Below are 20,966 nucleotides of genomic sequence, written 5' to 3'. Positions count from 1 at the left end.
TAGAGAGAAGCTTTTAAAAATATTTAATATCTTATACAAATTCGATTTTACAAACCTTAAATAAACACAAAATGAGCAGATAAACCATATTACTGTCTTGGGAAAAAGATATTGAAAACTATTTTAATAGGTTATTCTTCAGATAAGTAATTAATTCATTATCATCAAGCTGTTGTTGTGGTAAAACCTCGCGCAAAGTTTTAACGGTTATTTTGTTTTTTTTCATTTCTTCTTTACCGATAATCAGAGCCCATTTTGCACCACTCTTGTCTGCACGTTTAAATTTATTTTTAAAACTACCACCATTGAGGTGAATCTCTATAATTAAACAAGGTAAGACGTCGTGTAAATGCTCTGCAATTATTAAACCTCGACTCATTGCTCGCTCTCCATCTACTATAAAACAGATATCAGAACGAGACATGTATTCACGCACGTCCCGTAGTAACAAGATTATTCGTTCTAAACCCGCGGCAAATCCAATTGCTGGTGTTGGCTGCCCTCCTAAGTGTTTTACAAGATTATCATAACGCCCCCCTGCGCATAAAGTTATATCGCTTCGAGCATTTAACGGATTACCTGTTGTCCACTCAAAGACAGTATGAGTATAATAATCAAGACCTCGAACTAAATTAGGATTTACAACATAAAAAAGATTTGTCTGATTCAATAGATCTTGTAATTGGTTCCAATGACGATAAGATTCATCATCCAAATAATTCAACAGTTTTGGCGCCTCCATAATAATAGATTGCATATCGGGATTTTTGCTATCCAAAATTCTCAACGGATTAGTAATTAGTCGTCTTTGGCTATCTTTATCTAATTCTGTTTTTCGTGACTCTAAATAATGTATTAATCTTTTACGGTAATTTGATTGACAGCTTTGTGTGCCTAGTGTATTTAATTGTAAAACGATATGCTTCTCTAGACCTAGTAATTTCCAAAAGCGATTACCTATTAGCATTAACTCAGTATCAATAGCAGGATTTGCTATTCCATAAGTCTCTATACCCGCTTGATGAAATTGACGATACCGACCCTTTTGTGGTCTTTCATAACGAAACATAGGCCCTACGTACCATAATCTTTGAATTTGGTTATAGAATAGACCATTTTGAATACCTGCCCGTACACAACTAGCAGTTCCTTCTGGACGCAATGCAACATTTTCACTATCGCGATTTAAGAAAGTATACATTTCCTTTTCTACGATATCCGTAATTACACCAATAGTACGTTTAAATAAAGAAGCTCTTTCCACTATGGGAAAACGAATTTCATGATAACCGTAAGAAGTAACAAGCGTACGAAATGTTTTCTCAAGAAAAGACCAATAAAACACTTCATTAGGAAGAATATCTTTCATTCCTCGAATAGATTTAACCGTTTTCATCAATAGCATAACACCTGAAAAAGAAAAATCTTATTTTCATTGCTTATATTATACGAGGTGCTGATTCATGCGCAGTTTCTTATGCAGGTACATCTTGATTCAGTCTTGCTGTTGCTAGTATTTGCTGATGATTTTGTTCTTCGAAATGTTTTTTCCCATGCCACCAGATGTCAACCAATGCAACTAAAACGGCTAAAGCCAAAAAAGTAACCCAAAAAATCACCTTGCGATTTGTAATCATTCTAGTTGAACGCACAATCACCGGAATTGCTTTATACTCCATAGATTTTTTTTCAAGTGTTCTTGTTTGTTTAAATGTCTCATTTAATGCTAAATTATCAAACGCAGCTATTACTTCTTCAGGTGCAAGTCCAACACAACGAGCGTAAGATCTCAGATAACCTCGTATATAAATTATAGCAGGAGCTTGAGAATAATCGTCCTTCTCTAGATTTTTTATCCATTGAACACTTAAATGCATTTGTTTGGCTATTTCATCTTGCTGAAGATTTTTAGCTTGACGAGCCTCACGCAACAACGTTCCTGGTGTTCTCTTATCTTCGTTAATATTATGAGATACAACATTAATTTTTATATTTTCTTCCGTCATAACAATATTCCTATAGAAGAAAAACACTTAGAAACAGGATACATTATACCTAAATTATTAGCTGCCTAGAAGTGCGTTATGCGTTATTTATAAATTATTTCTGTATAGGATTAAGGATAATAAATATTATTAAAAATGTTTGTTTCATTAATACAGTTGGTAAAATCTTAAAAAATGCAATTAGCAGTATATTAGCAAGACATTAAGGCAACATAATCATCTTCGTGAATGTTTAAAAAACGATCACAATCTGGATTTCGACTTAAAAATCTTAAAAATCTAAAAATTTTTTAAAACTTCTTTAGAGAGCAGGAGTGTGCAAAAAATCGACTATCGAATTAATGAAAGCAATATTTCCATCTAATTTAGACGTTAGATATTTTGCTTTTTTGTATAGTAAATTAATGCGTTCATTAATGATATTATACGTTTTATCTCTAATATCAAATCGATCATTTAAATCATCACGTAATTGGTAAATCAACCCAATAATTGCACCTAATTTGCGCAATTTCCGCAACAAATTTTCATCCACACATTGAGCATAAAGCGCGCTTAGCTCAATAGTAGCACAAAATAAGGCACTGGTTTTTAGATGATAAATGTTTTCATTAATTACATTACTTTTATTTGATAAATCAAGTTGTTGTCCACCAGCCATTCCTAAAGAACCACAAGCATGTGCTAAAATAGCCACTAAATGAGAATTATTTTCTCTAGCCAATATTTCAAAAGCCAATGACTGTAAAGCATCACCAACTAATATAGCTGTCGCTTCATCGAAAGCTTTGTGACAACTAGGTTTACCCCGGCGATAATTATCATTATCCATCGCTGGTAAATCATCATGCACCAATGAATAACAATGAATAAGTTCGACAGCGCAAGCTATATTGTCCATCTGTATCGGATCAGTCCCAAAAAAAAATCCAGTCGCATACACCAATAATGGGCGTAACCGCTTTCCTTTAGACATAACAGAATAATGCATGGCCTGATGGAGAAGTATAGGAGATTGTGTTTGATCAGGTAACAAATTTTCCAGTCGATGATTAATATGACTTTGATATGTTAGAAAAAAATTAAGCATCTATCTACGAATTACTCGAAAAAATTTCTTCCGGCTTAAAGAAAAAAGCAATCTCTTCCCGTGCTGTTTTATGGCTATCAGAACCATGTATAACATTTTTGTTAATAGAATCTGCAAAGTCAGCCCGAATAGTTCCCGGCTCTGCTTCTTTAGGATCAGTAGCTCCCATAAGTTTACGGTTTTTAATAATAGCACTCTCGCCTTCAAGCACTTGAACTAATATTGGACCTTGAGTCATAAACCTAATTAACTCTTTGTAAAATGCTTTGCTTTTATGCACAATGTAGAACCTTTTAGCCTGTTCTTCATTTAGGTATTGCATTTTTACTGCAATGATTCTTAGATGCGCTTGTTCAAAACGCTTATAAATTTCCCCAACAATACCTTTGGCAACTGCATCCGGCTTGATAATTGATAGAGTTTGCTCAATAGACATACAAGCACCTTCATGCTATTTAAAAAAAGAAGCTAATTATACGACTTTAGTTAATCACATTCCATAATACTGTAAATTACGCTAGAATCAGCTAAAGGGTTCTTAAGTATAATGTTAGTGGGGAGAACTTTACAATTAATCCACAATATTCTTTGATTCAATGAGAAGTAGAGTACTTTAAAAAATCTAAAATGCGGTCTTCGTATCCATATGTAAAGTTTATTACTCTGTGTACAATTAGCTTACTTCTCTCTTCTTTTATCATTCCTAATTTAATGGCTAACGCAGATAATATCATCCGACGAGATATAGATGAAGGAATTTCTACTGCAGCTCAGATATTTAAAATACAATCATCTTTGATACCACCTCCTGATAATTTAAATGTAAGAAGTTATGTACTGATGGATGCTAAATCAGGAATTATTATCGCTGAAAAAAATATGAATCTTCGTTTACAACCCGCTAGTTTAACTAAATTAATGACGCTTTATATAACTTTTCAAACATTAAAAACAGGGAAAATTCGTTTATTGGATGATAAAGCAACAGTTAGTACAAATGCATGGCGTACAAGCGGATCTAGGATGTTCTTAAAAGAAGGTTCACATGTGCCAATTAATAGTCTTATTCAAGGTATTGTTGTTGCTTCTGGAAACGATGCTTGTGTAACGATGGCTCAATATATAGCTGGATCAGAAGAAACATTTGCCCAAATGATGAATCAGGTAGCACAACATCTTGGAATGAAAAACTCGCATTACGTAAATTCTACAGGATTACCTTACCCGAATCATTATTCTACTGCTTACGATATGGCTCTTTTAACTCGTGCTCTTATTAAAAACTTTCCTGAATACTACTATTTTTTTTCTAAAAAGTGGTTAACTTACAATAACATTAGACAACCTAATCACAATCGTTTGCTATGGCGTGATATTTCAGTAGACGGCTTAAAAACTGGGTATACTAAAAAAGCAGGTTATTGTTTAGTCGCATCCGCACAACGTAAAGGTATGCGATTAATTACTGTAGTATTTGGGGCACCTACTGATAACGATCGCGCGCTTGCTTCTGAAATTCTATTAAACTATGGATTTCATTTTTATAAAACTCAACGACTGTTTAACGCTCATACACCTATTATTCGAAAACGTATTTGGTTAGGTAAATGTAAATATATAAATTTTGGTACAGTAGATTCTTTGTACATCACTCTTCCTATAGAAAATAATAAAAATCTAAAAGCTACTATTCAATTTTTAGATCCGTATTTACACGCGCCAATAAAAAAAGGTCAATCCTATGGAATAATGAGTGTTACAGTTAGTGGAAATCTAGTTATCAAAGCACCGTTAATGGCATTACAAGAAGATCCGATATCAGGTCTATTATCCCGAGTTCTAGATCATATTGTACTTTTTTTAAAAAAATGTTTAGTAAAACTTTTATAAATATAATCCGGTTTTTAATATAATTTTATTGAGAAAAAATATAATCGCTTTTCGCGTTATCTATAATATTTACGATTAAATATGTTTTTTAGATTATTATGCTTTATGGGGTGATATATACGAAACAAATAATAAAAGGAGAAATTACTAATTTCTTTTTTGTCGTTGCTTATATTTTTACGTTTATAGATTAACGCGTTTTTTATTTTAAATACAACAGTAAAAAGAGTAGAATGTGAAAAGAGTAGTAGAGTTTTTAAAATTAGACTATTTAATAGGAGCTGTAATAATGAGTCTCGGTATTAACTACACAAAATAATTTAAAATAATTGTAGGTAAAATGAAAAGAAAATATTAAACATTTTCACTAATAGAATTAAAGTTTTTCTTACTGTTGCGATACTGTCGCTTATCACTCTTAGTCTTAGGTGTTAATTAAAAACCAAATTTGTTTTCTCTGGTTTTTATAATTCGTTTATGGGTAAAATGTTTTGGTATCTTATATGGATATTATCCTTCGACAATTTGATCAAATAGTATCTTATGAACTAGTGTGGAATGCCATGAGAACGTTTACTTCTCAACGAGATTCCAGTACCATAGACGAGATTTGGATGTTAGAACATTTGCCTGTTTTTACGCAAGGATTGTCTGGAAAACCAGAAAATATATTAGATATACATGGTTTTTCTCTTATTCAATGTGATCGAGGCGGACAGATCACTTATCATGGCCCAGGACAGATTGTTATATATCTTCTGCTTGACATTAATCGCCTTAATCTCAAAACTCGGTCTTTTGTGCGTGTTATTGAACATACTGTTATCGATTTTTTAAAACAATTTGGTATCAACAATGCCAGAGGCAATGAGGAGGCTCCTGGTGTTTACGTGGAAGGAGCAAAAATATGCTCTATTGGCTTGCGTGTGCGCAATGGACGAAGCTATCATGGGTTAGCTTGTAACGTAGCGATGGATTTAACCCCCTTTTCTTATATTAATCCTTGTGGAATGGCAGGATTGGTTGTAACGCAAATCAATGATTATATAAAAAATATTAATCTATCTACAATTCGTCAAACAATCACATCATCTCTCCTAAAAAATTTTAGGTATATACAACCTTTTATTAAAATAGAGCATACATTGGAGTTTTTTACTGATGTTAAAATATAATCCAACTCAAAAATCTCTCGGTAAAGAAAAGTTATCACGCATCCCAATTAAAATAGAACCCACAGGTATTCCACTACAAAAACCTTTTTGGATTCGAACTCGTTTGCCCATTGACAATAAAGTTGAAAAACTAAAGGTATTACTTAGAGACAATAAACTAGTAACAGTGTGTGAAGAAGCCGCTTGTCCTAATCTAAGTGAATGTTTTAGTCATGGTACCGCTGCGTTTATGATTATGGGTGACAAATGCACTCGACGTTGTAGTTTTTGTAATGTAGGCCACGGACGACCTGACCCTCTCAATCCTGAAGAGCCGAGTAATTTGGCTAATACTATACACCTCATGCATTTAAAATATGTAGTTATTACATCAGTAGATCGGGACGATCTACGAGATGGAGGAGCTTTGCATTATGTTCAATGTATTAATGCTGTCCGCATGAAAAACCCAGGTATTAAAATTGAAATTTTAGTGCCAGATTTTCGTGGACGAATGGAAAAAGCCCTGTATATCCTTTCCGAAGGATTACCAGATATTTTCAATCACAATATTGAAACAATTCCTCGGTTGTATAAGCAAGCTCGGCCTGGTTCGGATTACCAATGGTCATTAGCTTTATTACAGAAATTTAAAAAAATCTTTCCTGGCATTCCTACTAAATCCGGTATAATGCTAGGACTTGGAGAGACACGTATAGAGATAAAATCTGTAATGCAAGATTTACGAAAACATGGTGTTGATATGATAACGCTGGGTCAATATTTGCAACCCTCTCGTTATCATATGCAAGTCGATCGGTACATAACACCAAAAGAATTTTACGAATTGGGTAAACTTGCTAAAAATTTAGGATTTATCAGTATTTCTAGTGGTCCATTAGTACGTTCTTCGTATCATGCTGATCTGCAGGCACAACAACACGCAACATAAATTTTTCTTTTTATAATTTTCTTTTTTTAAATTAAAGTTTTATTTTAAATAAAATAAGAAACAGATGATTGAACACTATCTAACGAAAATTGATCATTATCTACAAGCTCATGTTTATATGGGAATATTATTTGCTTTTCTCATATCACTCTTTGAGTCTTTACCTGTGATTGGAACTATTGTTCCTGGTTCTATTACCATGTCGGTTATTGGCATATTAGTAGGTCGTGGAATCATTTCGGCAGACGTTACACTATTTTTTGCTTCAATAGGGGCATTAATAGGAGATACCGTTGGTTTTTCTGTAGGAAAGTATTATAATAAGGACGATCGTCTTTATCTCGTTTGGCCCTTTAAGCGGTATCCCCAATGGTTGACAATAGGAGAAACTTTCTTCAGAAAGCATGGTGGAAAAAGTATCTTAATTGGTCGTTTTTTTGGTCCTGTAAGAAGCTCTATACCTCTAATTGCAGGATTATTAAGAATGAGTTGGTCACGTTTTTTCCTTGCTGCTGTTCCATCGACAATATTTTGGGCAATTGCTTATTTATTACCAGGAACGATCATTGGTGCAATATCACTTCAACTGCCATATCGTACAATAACTATGTTTATATTAACAGGTATGGTTGTTATTATTTTTCTGTGGCTTATTCTTTGGGCTATCCAAAATTTTTTTGGTTTTTTAGTATGCATAATTGATGGTTACGCTAATCGTTTATGGAAATCGATATGTCGTCGCTATTCCTCTCACCCTTTAAGGAAATTGATTACTAATCGTAAAACTCCTAAAGATCATTATCAGTTAGTTATGATAATCCTAGCATGCTTCAGTCTTTGTTTTTTTTGTGCGCTAGTCGTTATTACCATGATTCTAGGATCTTTGACTAACTTTAACAAACCTGTTTTTTATTTTTTACAAAGTTTAAGATTTTCAAATATCGATAAGATTTTTACTATTATTACAATGCTAGGTGATTATCGGGTGATAATAAGTGTTATTTTATTACTGGTAACTGCTCTTTCTATCAAAAAACTCTTTCGCCCTGCTATGTACTTAGCAGGCACTACTCTAATAACAGGATGTCTTATTGTTATTTTAAAAAATTTAGTGCAAGCTCCACGACCTGCAGGATTTTCTGTTTGGCATTATCCTTTCTTTACTTTTCCTAGTGGACATATAGGATTTGGTCTCCCTACTTTTGGTTTTATTGCTTTTTTAGTAGCTCAGCAGATTTCTAAAAAGTGGCAGTGGATTCCTTATACTCTTTTAGTTATTACAATTATTTTGATAAGTTATTCACGTTTATATTTAGGGACACATTGGTTAGAAGATATTTTAGGTAGTTTTCTTTTCGGGCTTACTATTTTGTTGAGTACAATAGTTTTGTACCGACGTTATCCTCAACAGCCTTTTGGCAATTTAAAATGGTTAGCGTTTTTAATTCTTGCTGTTGTGCTTCCTTGGTCTGCTTTTAGTAAAGCTAAGTACCGAACTTTAATACATTGTTATACTCCTATTTGGCCTGTTCGAAAAATCCTAATTGAAACGTGGTGGAAAAATCCTTTACAATATGTTCCCATTTTTCGACCCGATCGTTTTGGTCATTTCATTCAGCCGTTCAATATTCAATGGGTAGATCGATTGGATACTATCGAACAGTTGTTAGAGCAGCAAGGATGGCAAATAGTCCACTCTAAGGCAGGTATTTGGACTATTTTAGAGTGGTTTACAAGTTATAAACCGGAACATCACTTTCCTTTATTTTCCTGGCTGTACCGAGGTAAGCCTCCTATCTTGTTCATGATTAAACACCTGCCTTGCACTACCTCTATTGTCGAACTCAGATTATGGAAATCTGGAGTAAAATTTGAAAATTATTATTTACCATTGTGGGTAGGATCAATAAATTTGCGTGTAGCATCATTGCCACCTAAACATTTGATTATGCTACAACACTGCCTGTATAAAACCATTTGGTTAAACGATAAGGATATCAGTCGCTTTATTGTTATTCCACCTGAACATCGGTGGAAAAAACTAAACATTCACTGCGTACAGAAACATAAAGACACTTGTTTTTATTCTGGTAGATGGCGTGGAACTTTAATACTAATTTTTTAGTAAGAAGCTAACAGAAAAAATGCGTACGGTACTCATTTTTTAAAATGAAAATACCACACATTAACATTACATTGTGTGTTACTGTTACATTACTTATTCTATATATTCTCTCGCGCTAAAAAGCGCTCGTCTTCTTCGCCGATCGTCAGCTTCGGTTCGTCGATGTTGACGGCGATGATCAGCTTCTTCATAACGTCGTTTTTCAACATCTGTTTCGGGTACTACGGATGGTACTTCGGTTGGATGTAGATTTTCATCTACTGCTACAAAAGTAAAATAAGCTGACAAAATATGACGTATTTCTCTTGTCCTTACATTCTCTGCTAGGACTTTTACTCCAATTTCCATAGAAGTTCTCCATGCGCGGTTGAGTGCAGCACGAATTAATAAAATATTTCCCCGAGTCGCTGGAGCTAAAAAGTGCAAAGCATCTACTGATGCTGTCACGCAGGTATGTCCACTATGCCGTTCAGCAACTACTAAAGCAGTTCGATCTAAAATAGCCATCACTAATCCACCAAATACCGTATCTGTAGCATTTAAATCGTTAGGGAAGATTTTATAAGTTTGATCATGAATAGCTGATTCTGATACCTTTTTTTTCTTTTTAAATTCCATCGACTAACACCTCACTCGATAAAATTATTGTTATAATGTCACATAATACGGAGATATTAATCGCTAATCGGTGTTTATTGCGCATGTTAAAACTTAGGGGAAATTTCCTACAATTTATTTAAAGTTGAAGACTGAATTTCTAAAAATAGCTTATTTTTAGCAGTAGCAGATTGTATCACCCTATTAGTTTGGACGTCATTCTTTTTTATAAAAAATTAATATGATAAGAGGATAACATTAAAATGTATCACAGTATTTTAATTTCTGATAATTATCTATACGATACTCATGCTTTGAAAATTAAATAATTTCATGCAATAACTTCTATTTTTACATCTAACAGCTTGAGAAAATATAAAATGATGGAAAGTAAAAAAAATGTATTTTATGCCCAATCTGGTGGGGCAACAGCGGTTATTAACGCTACAGCTTGCGGGGTTATTCAAACTGCAAAAAAATATCCTGCTAAAATCAATAAAGTATTAGCTGGACGAAATGGAATTATCGGTGCTTTGAAAGAAGAACTGATTGATACAAGTTTAGAATCTTCAGAAGACATTGCTTCCCTTCTCTATACGCCTGCTAGTGCTTTTGGTTCTTGTCGTTATAAACTTACCGATATCGAGCAAGATCATAGGCAATACACGCGTCTTATTACAGTTTTTAAAGCTCACAACATAGGCTATATACTTTATAACGGTGGAGGAGATTCACAAGATACCATCTATAAAATTTCGAAAATGAGCCAATTTATGAATTATCCTTTGGTTTGTATTGGTCTCCCTAAAACAATTGATAATGATTTATCATTTACGGATAGTTGTCCTGGATTTGGATCTGTAGCCAAATATATAGCTGTTTCTACACAAGAGGCTGCTTTAGATGTAAAATGTATGGCAGCCACTTCTACTAAAGTTTTTATTTTAGAAGTTATGGGACGACATACTGGTTGGATCGCAGCAACCTCTGCATTAGGTAAACAATATCCTAGTGATGCCCCGCACATAATCTTATTTCCAGAAATTCCTTTACGAATTAAGACATTTCTTAAGAGAGTCAAAGAAATGGTATATAGATATGGGTATTGTGTAATTGTAGCTTCAGAAGGAATTCGTCGTATAGATAATGGTCGATTCATCACAGAATCGGAATGCAAAGATGCTTTTGGTCATAAGCAATTAGGAGGAGTCGCTCCTGTTTTAGCTTGCCTGGTTAAAAAGTATCTTGGATTTAAATATCATTGGGCAGTAGCCGATTACTTGCAACGTGCTGCCCGACATCTTGCTTCGCAAACAGATCTAGATCAAGCTTATGCATTAGGGAAATCTGCTATTGAATATGCTCTTACTAAAACATCCAACATAATGCTTACCATTCAACGTAAAAACAATGAAAACTATCAGTGGCGAGTAGGCACTGCACCATTATCTCAAGTAGCTAATGCAGAACGTAAAATGCCGAAAGATTTTATCACCAAAGATGGATTTGGAATTACCAAATCTTGTCATTATTATTTAAAACCACTAATTCAGGGCGAAGCTTACCCACCGTATAAAAACGGTATGCCTATTTATGTAAAATTAAAAAATCAATTAATTGAAAAAAAACTAGAAGCTTTTACATTATAATTTTCTATTATAGTGTTTTATTTAATCGCTTTTGTGCAGTGCGTATGTATAATTCATCTTATTTAAATCAGTCGGTATATGTTATGGTAAAACAAATGAAAATGTGTCTTAGTGTATCTTTATATCCTTACGCGAGATAAAAGATATAAAACACGTATGAGAACCCCAAACTAATAAATTATTGTATAAATAATAAATACTGCCTTCTATTATTCTTCTTTATGTTATAATATACACGACACATTAGTCGCTTCTTTATGTTGCAATTAGTGAAAGACGGCACAAATATTATGAAGTTAATTGCCTAGGATACATGATAAAAATGAGGTTTTGTGTATGACTTTAACTAATTCTAGAATGATCCCCTTGGGAACGAAGGCTCCAATTTTTACATTACTTGATGTTGTCAGTGGTGAAAAAAAGTCATTAAACCAACTAAGATCTAATGTTGCAACAGTTATTATGTTTATTTGTAATCATTGTCCGTTCGTTCAGCATATTCAAAAAAAATTAATTGAAGTAACAAAAAAATACCAAGCCCAAGGCATTCAATTTGTTGCTATAAATTCTAATGATGTCAATAATTATCCAGAAGATTCTCCTGAAAATATGAAGATTATAGCGGAAAAATTTAAGTATACTTTTCCGTATCTTTTTGATGATTCTCAAGAAGTTGCACGAGCTTACCAAGCGGAATGTACTCCAGATTTTTACGCATTCGATGATAATCTTGTTTGTGTTTATCGAGGTCGGTTTGATGCATCAAGTCCTGGAAAAAATATTCCCGTTACAGGAAATGATCTTAGCAAAGCATTAGATAATATAATCTTGAAGCAACCGATGGATTGCAAGCAATACCCAAGTCAGGGATGTAGTATTAAATGGAAAACACAGTAAAAATAAATTAGAAAATTAAGATTACGTGTCCAGTAAAACTGGACGACTTTACTCTTTAAACAGGGTGATGAATCTTTTCTTTCATTAAAGATACGTGACACTTACGATTTCGTATTTTGTGATACCTTTCGGAGCTTTCACTTCTACGACGTCTTCTACGTATTTTCCAATTAAGGCTCTTGCTAAAGGTGATAATATCGAGATTTTATTCTCTTTTAAAATAGCTTCGTCTACTCCTACAATTTGGTAGATAACTGTATTTTTGGTATTTAAATTTAAAAGTGTAACCGTAGCTCCAAAAATCACTTTCCCATCGTTAGGAATATGAGTAATATCAATTATCTGACAATTGGACAACTTTGCTTCAATTTCTAAAATACGTCCTTCTATAAATGATTGATGTTCTTTTGCGGCGTGATATTCAGCATTCTCCCTCAAATCCCCATGAGAACGCGCTTCTGTAATAGCAGCGATAACCCTAGGTCGCTCAACCGTTTTTAAAAATTCTAGTTCAGAGCGCAATTTAGCCATACCATTTTTAGTTATAGGAACAATAATTCGCATCTCACTGTTTTCTACTATCTTGAAAATTTCAATAACGACTTCACTAATGTCAACATTAATTTTACTAGTTTTTAATAGTAAACTCGTATTTAACGTTTTATCCTGTCCTGATATAAGGAATTTTCCCTTTGCCTACAATTACCTTCATGACGTGGAAATAAGATTTTTTATATAACGTAATTTTCATTCTTCTTGTCGATGAAGTTCTTGCAGAGACTGAAGGTGATTTAAATCACCTTCAGTCCGTAAAGCTAAAACAGTAGCTTCTCCACCTGCTAATGTTGTTGTATAACATACTTTATGTTGAACCGCGCTAATTCGAATAACATTAGAATCTTCAATGGCTTGTTCACCTTCTGTAGTATTAATAATAAAATTAATTTGATCATTTTTAATCATGTCAACAATGTGTGGACGACCTTCAGTTACTTTATTAACAATTGTGCAAAAGATTCCCGCTTTTTGTAATGCCCTAGCAGTACCTCTAGTAGAAATAATTTCAAATCCTAAATCTACTAAAGTACTAGCTACTTTTATAATTTTTCCTTTGTCTGCATCGCGAACACTCAAAAACGCACGTCCTTCTCGAGGCATAGCATCACCACCAGCTAACTGACCTTTCGCAAAAGCTTGACCAAAATTCTCTCCTATTCCCATAGCTTCTCCTGTAGAACGCATCTCTGGTCCTAAAATAGGATCGACACCTGAAAATTTATTAAAAGGAAAAACAGGCTTTTTCACAAAAAAATAACGAGGAAAATGCTCTTGAACAGCTTGTTCTTTTAGAGAAATACTTATCATACAGAGAGCTGCAATTTTGATTAACGGTAATCCTGTAGCTTTCGCAAGAAAAGGAATAGTCCGAGAAGCACGTGGATTAACTTCAAGTACATAGATTTCATTTCCCTGAATTGCAAATTGAGTATTAATTAGACCTATCACATTGAGTTCCTTTGCTATCAAAAAAACCTGTTCTCGCAATTGATCTTGTATCTTCATGTTCAAACTATGCGGTGGAAAAGCACAAGAGGAGTCTCCAGAATGGACGCCAGCTTGTTCAATATGCTCTAAAATTCCACAAATTAAAATATTTTCACCGTCACATACCGCATCAACATCTACTTCTATGGCGTCTTCTAAAAATCTATCTAAAAGCAAAGGCTCGTCTTTTGAAAAAATGACATCTTTAGTCATATAACGAGTCAATTCTTTTTCGCTGTAAATAATTCTCATAGCTCTTCCGCCTAATACATAAGAAGGACGGGCGATCAATGGATAAGCGAATACTTTTGCCAAACGTAAACCTTCTTCTACACTACGTACCGTTCCGTTAGGAGGTTGTTGTAGTCTTAAATCTCGAATCAGCATTTGAAATCGCTCACGATCCTCAGCTCGGTCTATAGCATCAGGCTGTGTTCCTAAAATAGGAACTTTTGCTTTTTCTAATGCTCCAGCTAGCTTCAAAGGTGTTTGTCCTCCAAATTGGACGATAATACCTTTAGGTTTTTCTATTTTCACAATTTCTAAAACATCTTCTAGTGTAAGAGATTCAAAGTATAAACGATCGGAGATGTCAAAATCTGTTGAAACAGTTTCTGGATTACAATTAACCATAACACTTTCATAACCTACATCACGCATCGCTAAAGCCGCATGCACACAACAATAATCAAATTCGATCCCTTGTCCAATTCTATTTGGCCCGCTTCCTAATACTATTATTTTATTTCTCTTTGTTGGAAGGCATTCATTCTCTTCTTCGTAAGTTGAATAAAAGTAATCTGTATTCACCGAAAACTCAGCAGCACAAGTATCTACTCGTTTATAAACAGGTAAAATTTTTAGTTTATGCCTATAATTTCGCACATTTTCTTCAGTAGTATGTGATAAAAGCTGCGCCAAACGCCTATCCGAAAATCCTTTACGTTTTAAATAAAGCAATTTTTCATAGGATAATTCTTTGATTGGTGTATTTTTCACTTTTGACTCTAGCCATACCAATTCTTCTATTTGCGCTAAAAACCATCGATCAATCTGACTTCTTTTGTAGATTTCTTCTAAACTAAAACCTACTCGAAAAGCATCCGCAAGATACCACAAACGTTCAGGACTAGCAAAACGTAGCTCCTTGCTAATCTCTTCACGTAAGGTTTCATCTACTAACTGAAAATCTTCATTTATTTTAGACTCTAATCCGCAAATATTAATTTCCAATCCACGAATAGCTTTTTGTAAAGACTCTTGAAAAGTGCGACCAATAGCCATGACTTCACCTACTGATTGCATTTGTGTCGTTAGTCGAGGCTGTGTCTGAGGAAATTTCTCAAAATTAAAGCGAGGAATTTTAGTTACAATGTAATCAATAGAAGGTTCAAAAGAAACGGGAATCTTACCACCTGTGATTTCATTCCGCAGTTCATCTAAAGTACAGCCAATTGCTAATTTTGCTGCAACTTTTGCAATAGGAAAACCAGTAGCTTTTGAGGCAAGAACAGAGGATCGAGACACTCGTGGATTCATTTCAATTACAACCATGCGCCCATCTTCTGGGTTAATTGCAAATTGTACATTAGAACCACCAGTCTCGACTCCAATTTCTCGCAAGATTGCAATAGCAGCATTCCTCATACGTTGATATTCTTTATCTGTTAATGTCTGAGCTGGAGCAACGGTAATAGAATCCCCAGTGTGGATACCTACAGGATCTATATTTTCAATACTACACACAACAATACAATTATCTTTTATATCTCTTATTACTTCTAATTCAAACTCTTTCCACCCAACAATAGATTCATCAATTAACACTGTATTGGTAGGAGACAATTCAAAACCACGAGTACAGATTTCTAAAAATTCATCCCTATTGTATGCGATACCCCCTCCACTTCCCCCTAAAGTAAAGGATAATCGAATAACTACTGGAAATCCTACCTTATCAAGAATCTGCCAGGCTCCTTCCATAGATCCAGTTAATCCAGAACGAGTTGTCTCTAAGCCAATTTTAGCCATAGCCTTCTGAAATAAAGCTCGATCTTCAGCTTTATCAATTGCTTCTCGAGACGCTCCAATTAACTGCACTTTATATTTTTCTAAAATGCCTTCTCGAACCAAATCTAACGCACAATTTAAACCTGTTTGCCCCCCCATAGTAGGTAGAATGGCATCTGGCCTCTCCTTTTTGATAATTCGAGAAATCACTTCCCAACTAATAGGCTCAATATAAGTAGCATCTGCTACATTAGGATCAGTCATAATAGTAGCAGGATTGGAATTTACTAAAATGACATAACATCCTTCTTCTCTAAGGGCTCGACAAGCTTGAGTGCCAGAATAATCAAATTCACATGCTTGTCCAATCACAATAGGACCAGCTCCAATAATTAATACTCTTTTTATATCTTTTCTTTTTGGCATATTATTTTTCTAACTTATTTTTTCATAAGTTTTCTTTTAATTAATGTAATAAATTCCCTAAATATTCCCTGCATATCTTTAGGCCCTGGATTTGCTTCTGGATGCCCTTGAAAAGCAATTGCTGGCTTAGTAATGTGTGCCACTCCCTGTAATGTACCATCAAATAAAGAACGGTGAGTTACTTTCAATGTACTCGGCAGCCTTTTTTCGTCTACGGAAAAACCATGATTTTGACTAGTAATATAAATACGCCCAGTCAAAATATTTTGAACAGGATGATTAGCTCCATGATGTCCAAATTTCATTTTCTCGGTTTTTCCACCACAGGCTAAAACCAGAAGCTGAAAACCAAGACAGATACCTAATAGAGGAATGTCTCTCTCTAAAATTTTTTTAATTGCTGTAATCGCATAACGACAAGTCATTGGATCACCTGGTCCGTTGGATAAAACAATTCCATCCGGATTTAAATTAAAAACTGTCTGTGTAGATGTTCGAGCAGGAACAATAATTACTGAACAACCATAATTTACTAGCAAACGCACAATTTGCCGTTTCAAACCATAATCATAAACCACAACATTATAATTATTTAGTTGTGTTATTTTATGTTTACTGTCACTATGATTATTATTATTTTTAAGGATTACTGGTTTTTCAATCCAAGTGCTTACACTTGTCACAGAAGCAATTTTAGTTAAATCTTTTCTTATTAACCTACTATAAACACGAGCACGCTCAAGAGCTTTATCTAAATGCTCGTTTTCACCAGATATAATGCATCCATTTAATGTACCTGCTTCACGGATCAACCGCACTAATCGTCGGGTGTCCACTCCTGCAATAGCAATGGTTCCTTCAGATTTTAAAAAATCTTCAAGCGATCGCTCAGCTCGCCAATTACTAACAATACAAGACAGATCGCGGACAATTAACCCAGAAACCCAAATTCTGTGTGATTCTTGATCATCTGCATTAATCCCAACATTGCCCACATGTGGACATGTTAGAGCGACAATTTGTCCTATATAAGAAGGGTCTGTCAAAATTTCCTGGTAGCCTGTCAATGATGTATGGAAAACAACTTCCCCAGTCGTTTGACCATTTGCTCCAATAGCATATCCAGAAAAAACACTACCGTCAGCTAACGCCAAAATGGCTGGACTTCGCCCGCTAAGCGGATTTACATTACTCATCGAGCGAGACCTCTTTTCATGAGAGACTAAAAACTACCAAAAACAAGCAATTTTTAATTATTAGCGCAATAAAAAATTGATTTAACACAAAAGTATTACAAATTTCTAGGAATTTTAACTCATCTTTTTGTAAAGAACGCTTTCACGCTATCAAACCAACTACGTCTACGTAAACTATGATTTTTACCATCTTTTTCCAACAATGTAGAAAAACGTTTTAGCGACTCTTTCTGCTCAGTATTTAATTTTATCGGTGTCTCTACTGTAATATGACATATTAAATCCCCTATTCCTCCACTCCTTAATACCTTCACACCTTTTCCTCTTAAACGAAACTGCTTGCCACTTTGTGTTTCTGGAGGAATCGTCAAACGCACAGCACCATCTAATGTCGGAATTTCAACTTCTCCTCCTAAAGAAGCTGTAACAAAGTCAATAGGAACTTCCGAATGAAGGTCATTTCCTTCTCTATGAAAAACAGGATGAGGTTTTACTTGAATCTGGACATAGAGATCCCCAGATGGGGCTCCTAAAAAACCTGCTTCTCCTTCACCCGAAAGACGAATGCGGTCTCCAGTATCTATACCTGGAGGAATTTTGACGGACAATGTTTTAGTTTGTTGACGACGGCCCTGACCCTGACAGCTAAGGCAAGGATCTTTAATAACTTGTCCTATTCCATGACATACAGAGCATGTTTGCTGTACCTGTAAGAAGCTATGTTGTGTATGCAACTTGCCACTCCCACCACAACGATGACAAACGATTGGATTAGAGCCTTTTTTAGAGCCATTTCCATTGCATGCCACACAACTTACCCAAGTCGGCACTTTAATCGTTTGAGTAATACCATGCACTACTTCTTCTAATGATAAAAGAAGATTGTAATTTAGATCAGCTCCTTGTTGTTCTCGAAGTCTAGATCTTCCTCCTCCACTAAATATATCTCCGAAAATATCACCAAAAACGTCCCCAAGGTCCCCAAAACCAAAACCACCGCTAGTAGTAGAACTACCTCCAAAAGACGACTCTACGCCAGAATGCCCGAATTGATCATAAGCAGTTCGTTTACGTGCATCGGAAAGCACTCCGTATGCTTCTCGTGCTTCCTTAAATTTCACTTCCGCGTCTTTATCACCAGGGTTCCTATCTGGATGATATTTCATAGCCAAACGTCGGAAGGCTTTCTTAATCTCCCCATCAGTCGCTGTGCGACTGATGCCAAGGACTTCATAGTAATCGCGTTTTTCCATGAGATACAGCTTCTTTCGATCTTCTTTTACAATCCGCTTTTAAAAAACGATACTTCCCAGAAAGGATTAGAGAATCTAGCTAAAAAATCACGAGATCGAAGGAATGACCTTTTGACTAATTATTGCCCCTCCTCTTTACCTAGTTATTTTTATCCTTTTGTTTTTCATCTTTTACCTCCTCAAATTCGGCATCTACTACTTTACTATCCGAAGTTTTAGTTTCCTTGGAAAAACTCGTACTGTCTTTTGGAGTAGCGCCTGTTGTAGTGTTTTTTTTAGCATAGATACGTTCCGCTAACTTAGAAGAATGATCTGCCAATGCTTTAGTCTTCACTTCAATCGAATTCTTATCATTACCCTTTATTGCTGCCTTAAGCTCTTCTATCGCTTTTTCAATAGTAGCTTTTTCGTCAGATGCCATCTCACTTTCTAAGTCTTTCATAGATTTTTCAGTAGCATGAATGATTGCATCAGCTTGATTACGTACATTCACAAGCTCATGAAATTTGCGATCTGTTTCCCGATGTGCCTCTGCATCTTTAATCATCTTATTTACTTCTTCGTCCGATAATCCGCTAGAAGCTTTTATTACAATTGACTGCTCTTTTCCCGTCGCTTTATCTTTCGCTGAAACATGCAGAATGCCGTTAGCATCAATATCAAACGTAACTTCAATCTGTGACACACCACGTGGTGCCGGCGGAATATCCGTTAGATCAAAGCGACCTAACGATTTGTTTGCTGAAGCTACCTCTCTCTCACCTTGTAAAACATGAACAGTAACTGCAGTCTGATTATCCTCAGCAGTTGAAAATATTTGATTTGCTTTTGTCGGGATAGTGGTATTTTTATCAATCAACTTAGTCATGACCCCACCTAAAGTCTCTATTCCTAAAGAAAGTGGAGTAACATCAAGTAATAATACATCCTTTACCTCTCCAGACAACACTGCACCTTGAATAGCTGCACCAATAGCCACTGCTTCATCTGGATTTACATCCTTACGAGCTTCTTTACCAAAGAAGCTCCTAACAGCTTCCTGTACTTTAGGCATACGAGTCTGTCCACCAACCAAAATAACATCATCAATTTCGGAAACTTTAAGCCCAGTATCTTTTATTGCTATCTTGCATGGATCAATTGTTTTTTCAATTAAATCCTCTACCAATGACTCTAGCTTTGCTCTAGTGATATGAATATTCAGATGTTTAGGTCCGGAAGCATCTGCTGTGATATAAGGCAAATTAACATCAGTTTGTTGACTAGACGAAAGCTCAATCTTTGCTTTTTCAGCCGCTTCTTTTAAACGCTGTAATGCCAGAGGATCATTATGTAAATCAACACCAACATCACGCTTAAATTCACTAGCTAAATAATCAATCACCCGTAAGTCAAAGTCTTCACCGCCTAAGAAAGTATCACCGTTCGTAGCCAAAACTTCAAATTGATGTTCTCCGTCTACCTCAGCAATCTCAATGATAGAGATATCAAATGTACCTCCACCCAGATCATAAACAGCGATCTTACGATCACCCTTTTTCTTGTCCATCCCATAAGCTAACGCAGCAGCAGTAGGCTCGTTAATAATACGTTTTACGTTAAGACCTGCAATCCTTCCTGCATCTTTAGTCGCCTGACGTTGTGAATCATTAAAATAAGCAGGCACGGTTATTACAGCGTCCGATATAGAATGACCAAGATAATCTTCAGCTGTTTTCTTCATCTTTATGAGTATTTGAGCGGAAATTTGTGGTGGAGCCAAATTTTCCTGACGACCATCTTTTCCGACCACTCTAACCCAAGCATCCCCATTATCCGCCTTGGTAATTTTATACGGAACCATGTTCATATCTTTTTGAACGACCACATCGTCAAAACGACGTCCAATTAAACGCTTAATTGCAAAGAGGGTACGATCCGGATTCGTAACAGCTTGTCGCTTCGCAGACGCACCTACCAATACTTCCCCGTCCTTTGTATAAGCAACAGTCGACGGAGTAGTACGCGAGCCCTCAGCATTTTCGATCACCCGAACTTTCCCACCTTCCATTACCGCAACACAAGAGTTAGTAGTACCTAAATCAATACCAATAGTTTCAGCCATTCTTTTTCCTCTCAACTACTCAAAACAGAACCTATAAACACCCTATCCTGATAAGGTGGGGACAGGGTGTAA

Annotated in this window: 16 protein-coding genes; 6 read left to right on the top strand and 10 right to left on the bottom strand. The window is 35.2% G+C overall.

Annotation, left to right across the window (positions count from 1 at the left end):
* Window positions 1-118 precede the first annotated feature (118 nt).
* The 4 genes from hisS to ndk all read right to left on the bottom strand — a co-directional run bounded on the left by hisS (window position 119) and on the right by ndk (window position 3,532).
* On the bottom strand, window positions 119-1,399 hold the full coding sequence (gene hisS / locus Z664_RS02115) for a histidine--tRNA ligase (RefSeq protein WP_039670247.1): 1,281 nt from the start codon (window positions 1,397-1,399) through the stop codon (window positions 119-121).
* Window positions 1,400-1,475: 76 nt separating this feature from the next.
* On the bottom strand, window positions 1,476-2,006 hold the full coding sequence (locus Z664_RS02110) for a helix-turn-helix domain-containing protein (protein WP_052246342.1): 531 nt from the start codon (window positions 2,004-2,006) through the stop codon (window positions 1,476-1,478).
* Between the two features lie 301 nt (window positions 2,007-2,307).
* Window positions 2,308-3,096 carry a polyprenyl synthetase family protein gene (locus tag Z664_RS02105; RefSeq protein WP_039670027.1) on the bottom strand — a complete coding sequence of 263 codons (789 nt, stop codon included), beginning with the start codon at window positions 3,094-3,096 and terminating at the stop codon, window positions 2,308-2,310.
* 4 nt (window positions 3,097-3,100) lie between these two features.
* On the bottom strand, window positions 3,101-3,532 hold the full coding sequence (gene ndk / locus Z664_RS02100) for a nucleoside-diphosphate kinase (protein ID WP_039670026.1): 432 nt from the start codon (window positions 3,530-3,532) through the stop codon (window positions 3,101-3,103).
* Window positions 3,533-3,807: 275 nt separating this feature from the next.
* On the opposite strand from ndk, the gene Z664_RS02095 reads away from it, so the two are divergent.
* The 4 genes from Z664_RS02095 to Z664_RS02080 all read left to right on the top strand — a co-directional run bounded on the left by Z664_RS02095 (window position 3,808) and on the right by Z664_RS02080 (window position 9,217).
* Window positions 3,808-4,986 carry a D-alanyl-D-alanine carboxypeptidase family protein gene (locus Z664_RS02095; RefSeq protein WP_148115131.1) on the top strand — a complete coding sequence of 393 codons (1,179 nt, stop codon included), beginning with the start codon at window positions 3,808-3,810 and terminating at the stop codon, window positions 4,984-4,986.
* Window positions 4,987-5,489: 503 nt separating this feature from the next.
* On the top strand, window positions 5,490-6,161 hold the full coding sequence (gene lipB / locus Z664_RS02090; RefSeq protein WP_052246341.1) for a lipoyl(octanoyl) transferase LipB: 672 nt from the start codon (window positions 5,490-5,492) through the stop codon (window positions 6,159-6,161).
* On the top strand, window positions 6,148-7,092 hold the full coding sequence (lipA, locus tag Z664_RS02085; protein ID WP_039670024.1) for a lipoyl synthase: 945 nt from the start codon (window positions 6,148-6,150) through the stop codon (window positions 7,090-7,092). Before lipB ends, lipA begins: the two co-directional genes overlap by 14 nt.
* 64 nt (window positions 7,093-7,156) lie before the next feature.
* Window positions 7,157-9,217 carry a bifunctional DedA family/phosphatase PAP2 family protein gene (locus tag Z664_RS02080; protein ID WP_052246340.1) on the top strand — a complete coding sequence of 687 codons (2,061 nt, stop codon included), beginning with the start codon at window positions 7,157-7,159 and terminating at the stop codon, window positions 9,215-9,217.
* Between the two features lie 93 nt (window positions 9,218-9,310).
* Here Z664_RS02080 and Z664_RS02075 read toward each other — a convergent pair whose 3' ends face one another.
* Window positions 9,311-9,835 carry an acyl-CoA thioesterase gene (locus tag Z664_RS02075; RefSeq protein ID WP_039670023.1) on the bottom strand — a complete coding sequence of 175 codons (525 nt, stop codon included), beginning with the start codon at window positions 9,833-9,835 and terminating at the stop codon, window positions 9,311-9,313.
* A gap of 362 nt (window positions 9,836-10,197) precedes the next feature.
* On the opposite strand from Z664_RS02075, the gene Z664_RS02070 reads away from it, so the two are divergent.
* Entirely contained in the window at window positions 10,198-11,463 is a 1,266-nt protein-coding gene (locus Z664_RS02070) for a 6-phosphofructokinase (RefSeq protein WP_039670243.1), read from the top strand.
* A gap of 336 nt (window positions 11,464-11,799) precedes the next feature.
* On the top strand, window positions 11,800-12,360 hold the full coding sequence (locus Z664_RS02065) for a thioredoxin family protein (protein ID WP_039670022.1): 561 nt from the start codon (window positions 11,800-11,802) through the stop codon (window positions 12,358-12,360).
* Window positions 12,361-12,444: 84 nt separating this feature from the next.
* Here Z664_RS02065 and greA read toward each other — a convergent pair whose 3' ends face one another.
* From greA to dnaK, 5 genes are all read right to left on the bottom strand, one after another.
* Window positions 12,445-12,924 (bottom strand): transcription elongation factor GreA, encoded by a 480-nt coding sequence (gene greA, locus Z664_RS02060; RefSeq protein ID WP_039670021.1) that lies wholly within the window; start codon window positions 12,922-12,924, stop codon window positions 12,445-12,447.
* A gap of 183 nt (window positions 12,925-13,107) precedes the next feature.
* Entirely contained in the window at window positions 13,108-16,341 is a 3,234-nt protein-coding gene (gene carB / locus Z664_RS02055; RefSeq protein WP_039670020.1) for a carbamoyl-phosphate synthase large subunit, read from the bottom strand.
* 14 nt (window positions 16,342-16,355) lie between these two features.
* On the bottom strand, window positions 16,356-17,537 hold the full coding sequence (carA, locus tag Z664_RS02050) for a glutamine-hydrolyzing carbamoyl-phosphate synthase small subunit (RefSeq protein WP_039670019.1): 1,182 nt from the start codon (window positions 17,535-17,537) through the stop codon (window positions 16,356-16,358).
* A 119-nt stretch (window positions 17,538-17,656) separates the two neighbouring features.
* The gene (gene dnaJ, locus Z664_RS02045; protein ID WP_039670018.1) at window positions 17,657-18,790 is read right to left on the bottom strand and encodes a molecular chaperone DnaJ; all 1,134 of its coding nucleotides are present in this window, start codon (window positions 18,788-18,790) and stop codon (window positions 17,657-17,659) included.
* 139 nt (window positions 18,791-18,929) lie between these two features.
* The gene (gene dnaK, locus Z664_RS02040) at window positions 18,930-20,894 is read right to left on the bottom strand and encodes a molecular chaperone DnaK (protein ID WP_039670017.1); all 1,965 of its coding nucleotides are present in this window, start codon (window positions 20,892-20,894) and stop codon (window positions 18,930-18,932) included.
* Between the last annotated feature and the right edge of the window lie 72 nt (window positions 20,895-20,966).

The sequence above is a fragment of the Coxiella endosymbiont of Amblyomma americanum genome, from assembly GCF_000815025.1.
GTDB lineage: Bacteria > Pseudomonadota > Gammaproteobacteria > Coxiellales > Coxiellaceae > Coxiella.
Note: the sequence above shows the minus strand (reverse complement) of the source record. Positions and strands in the feature narration are given on the sequence as shown.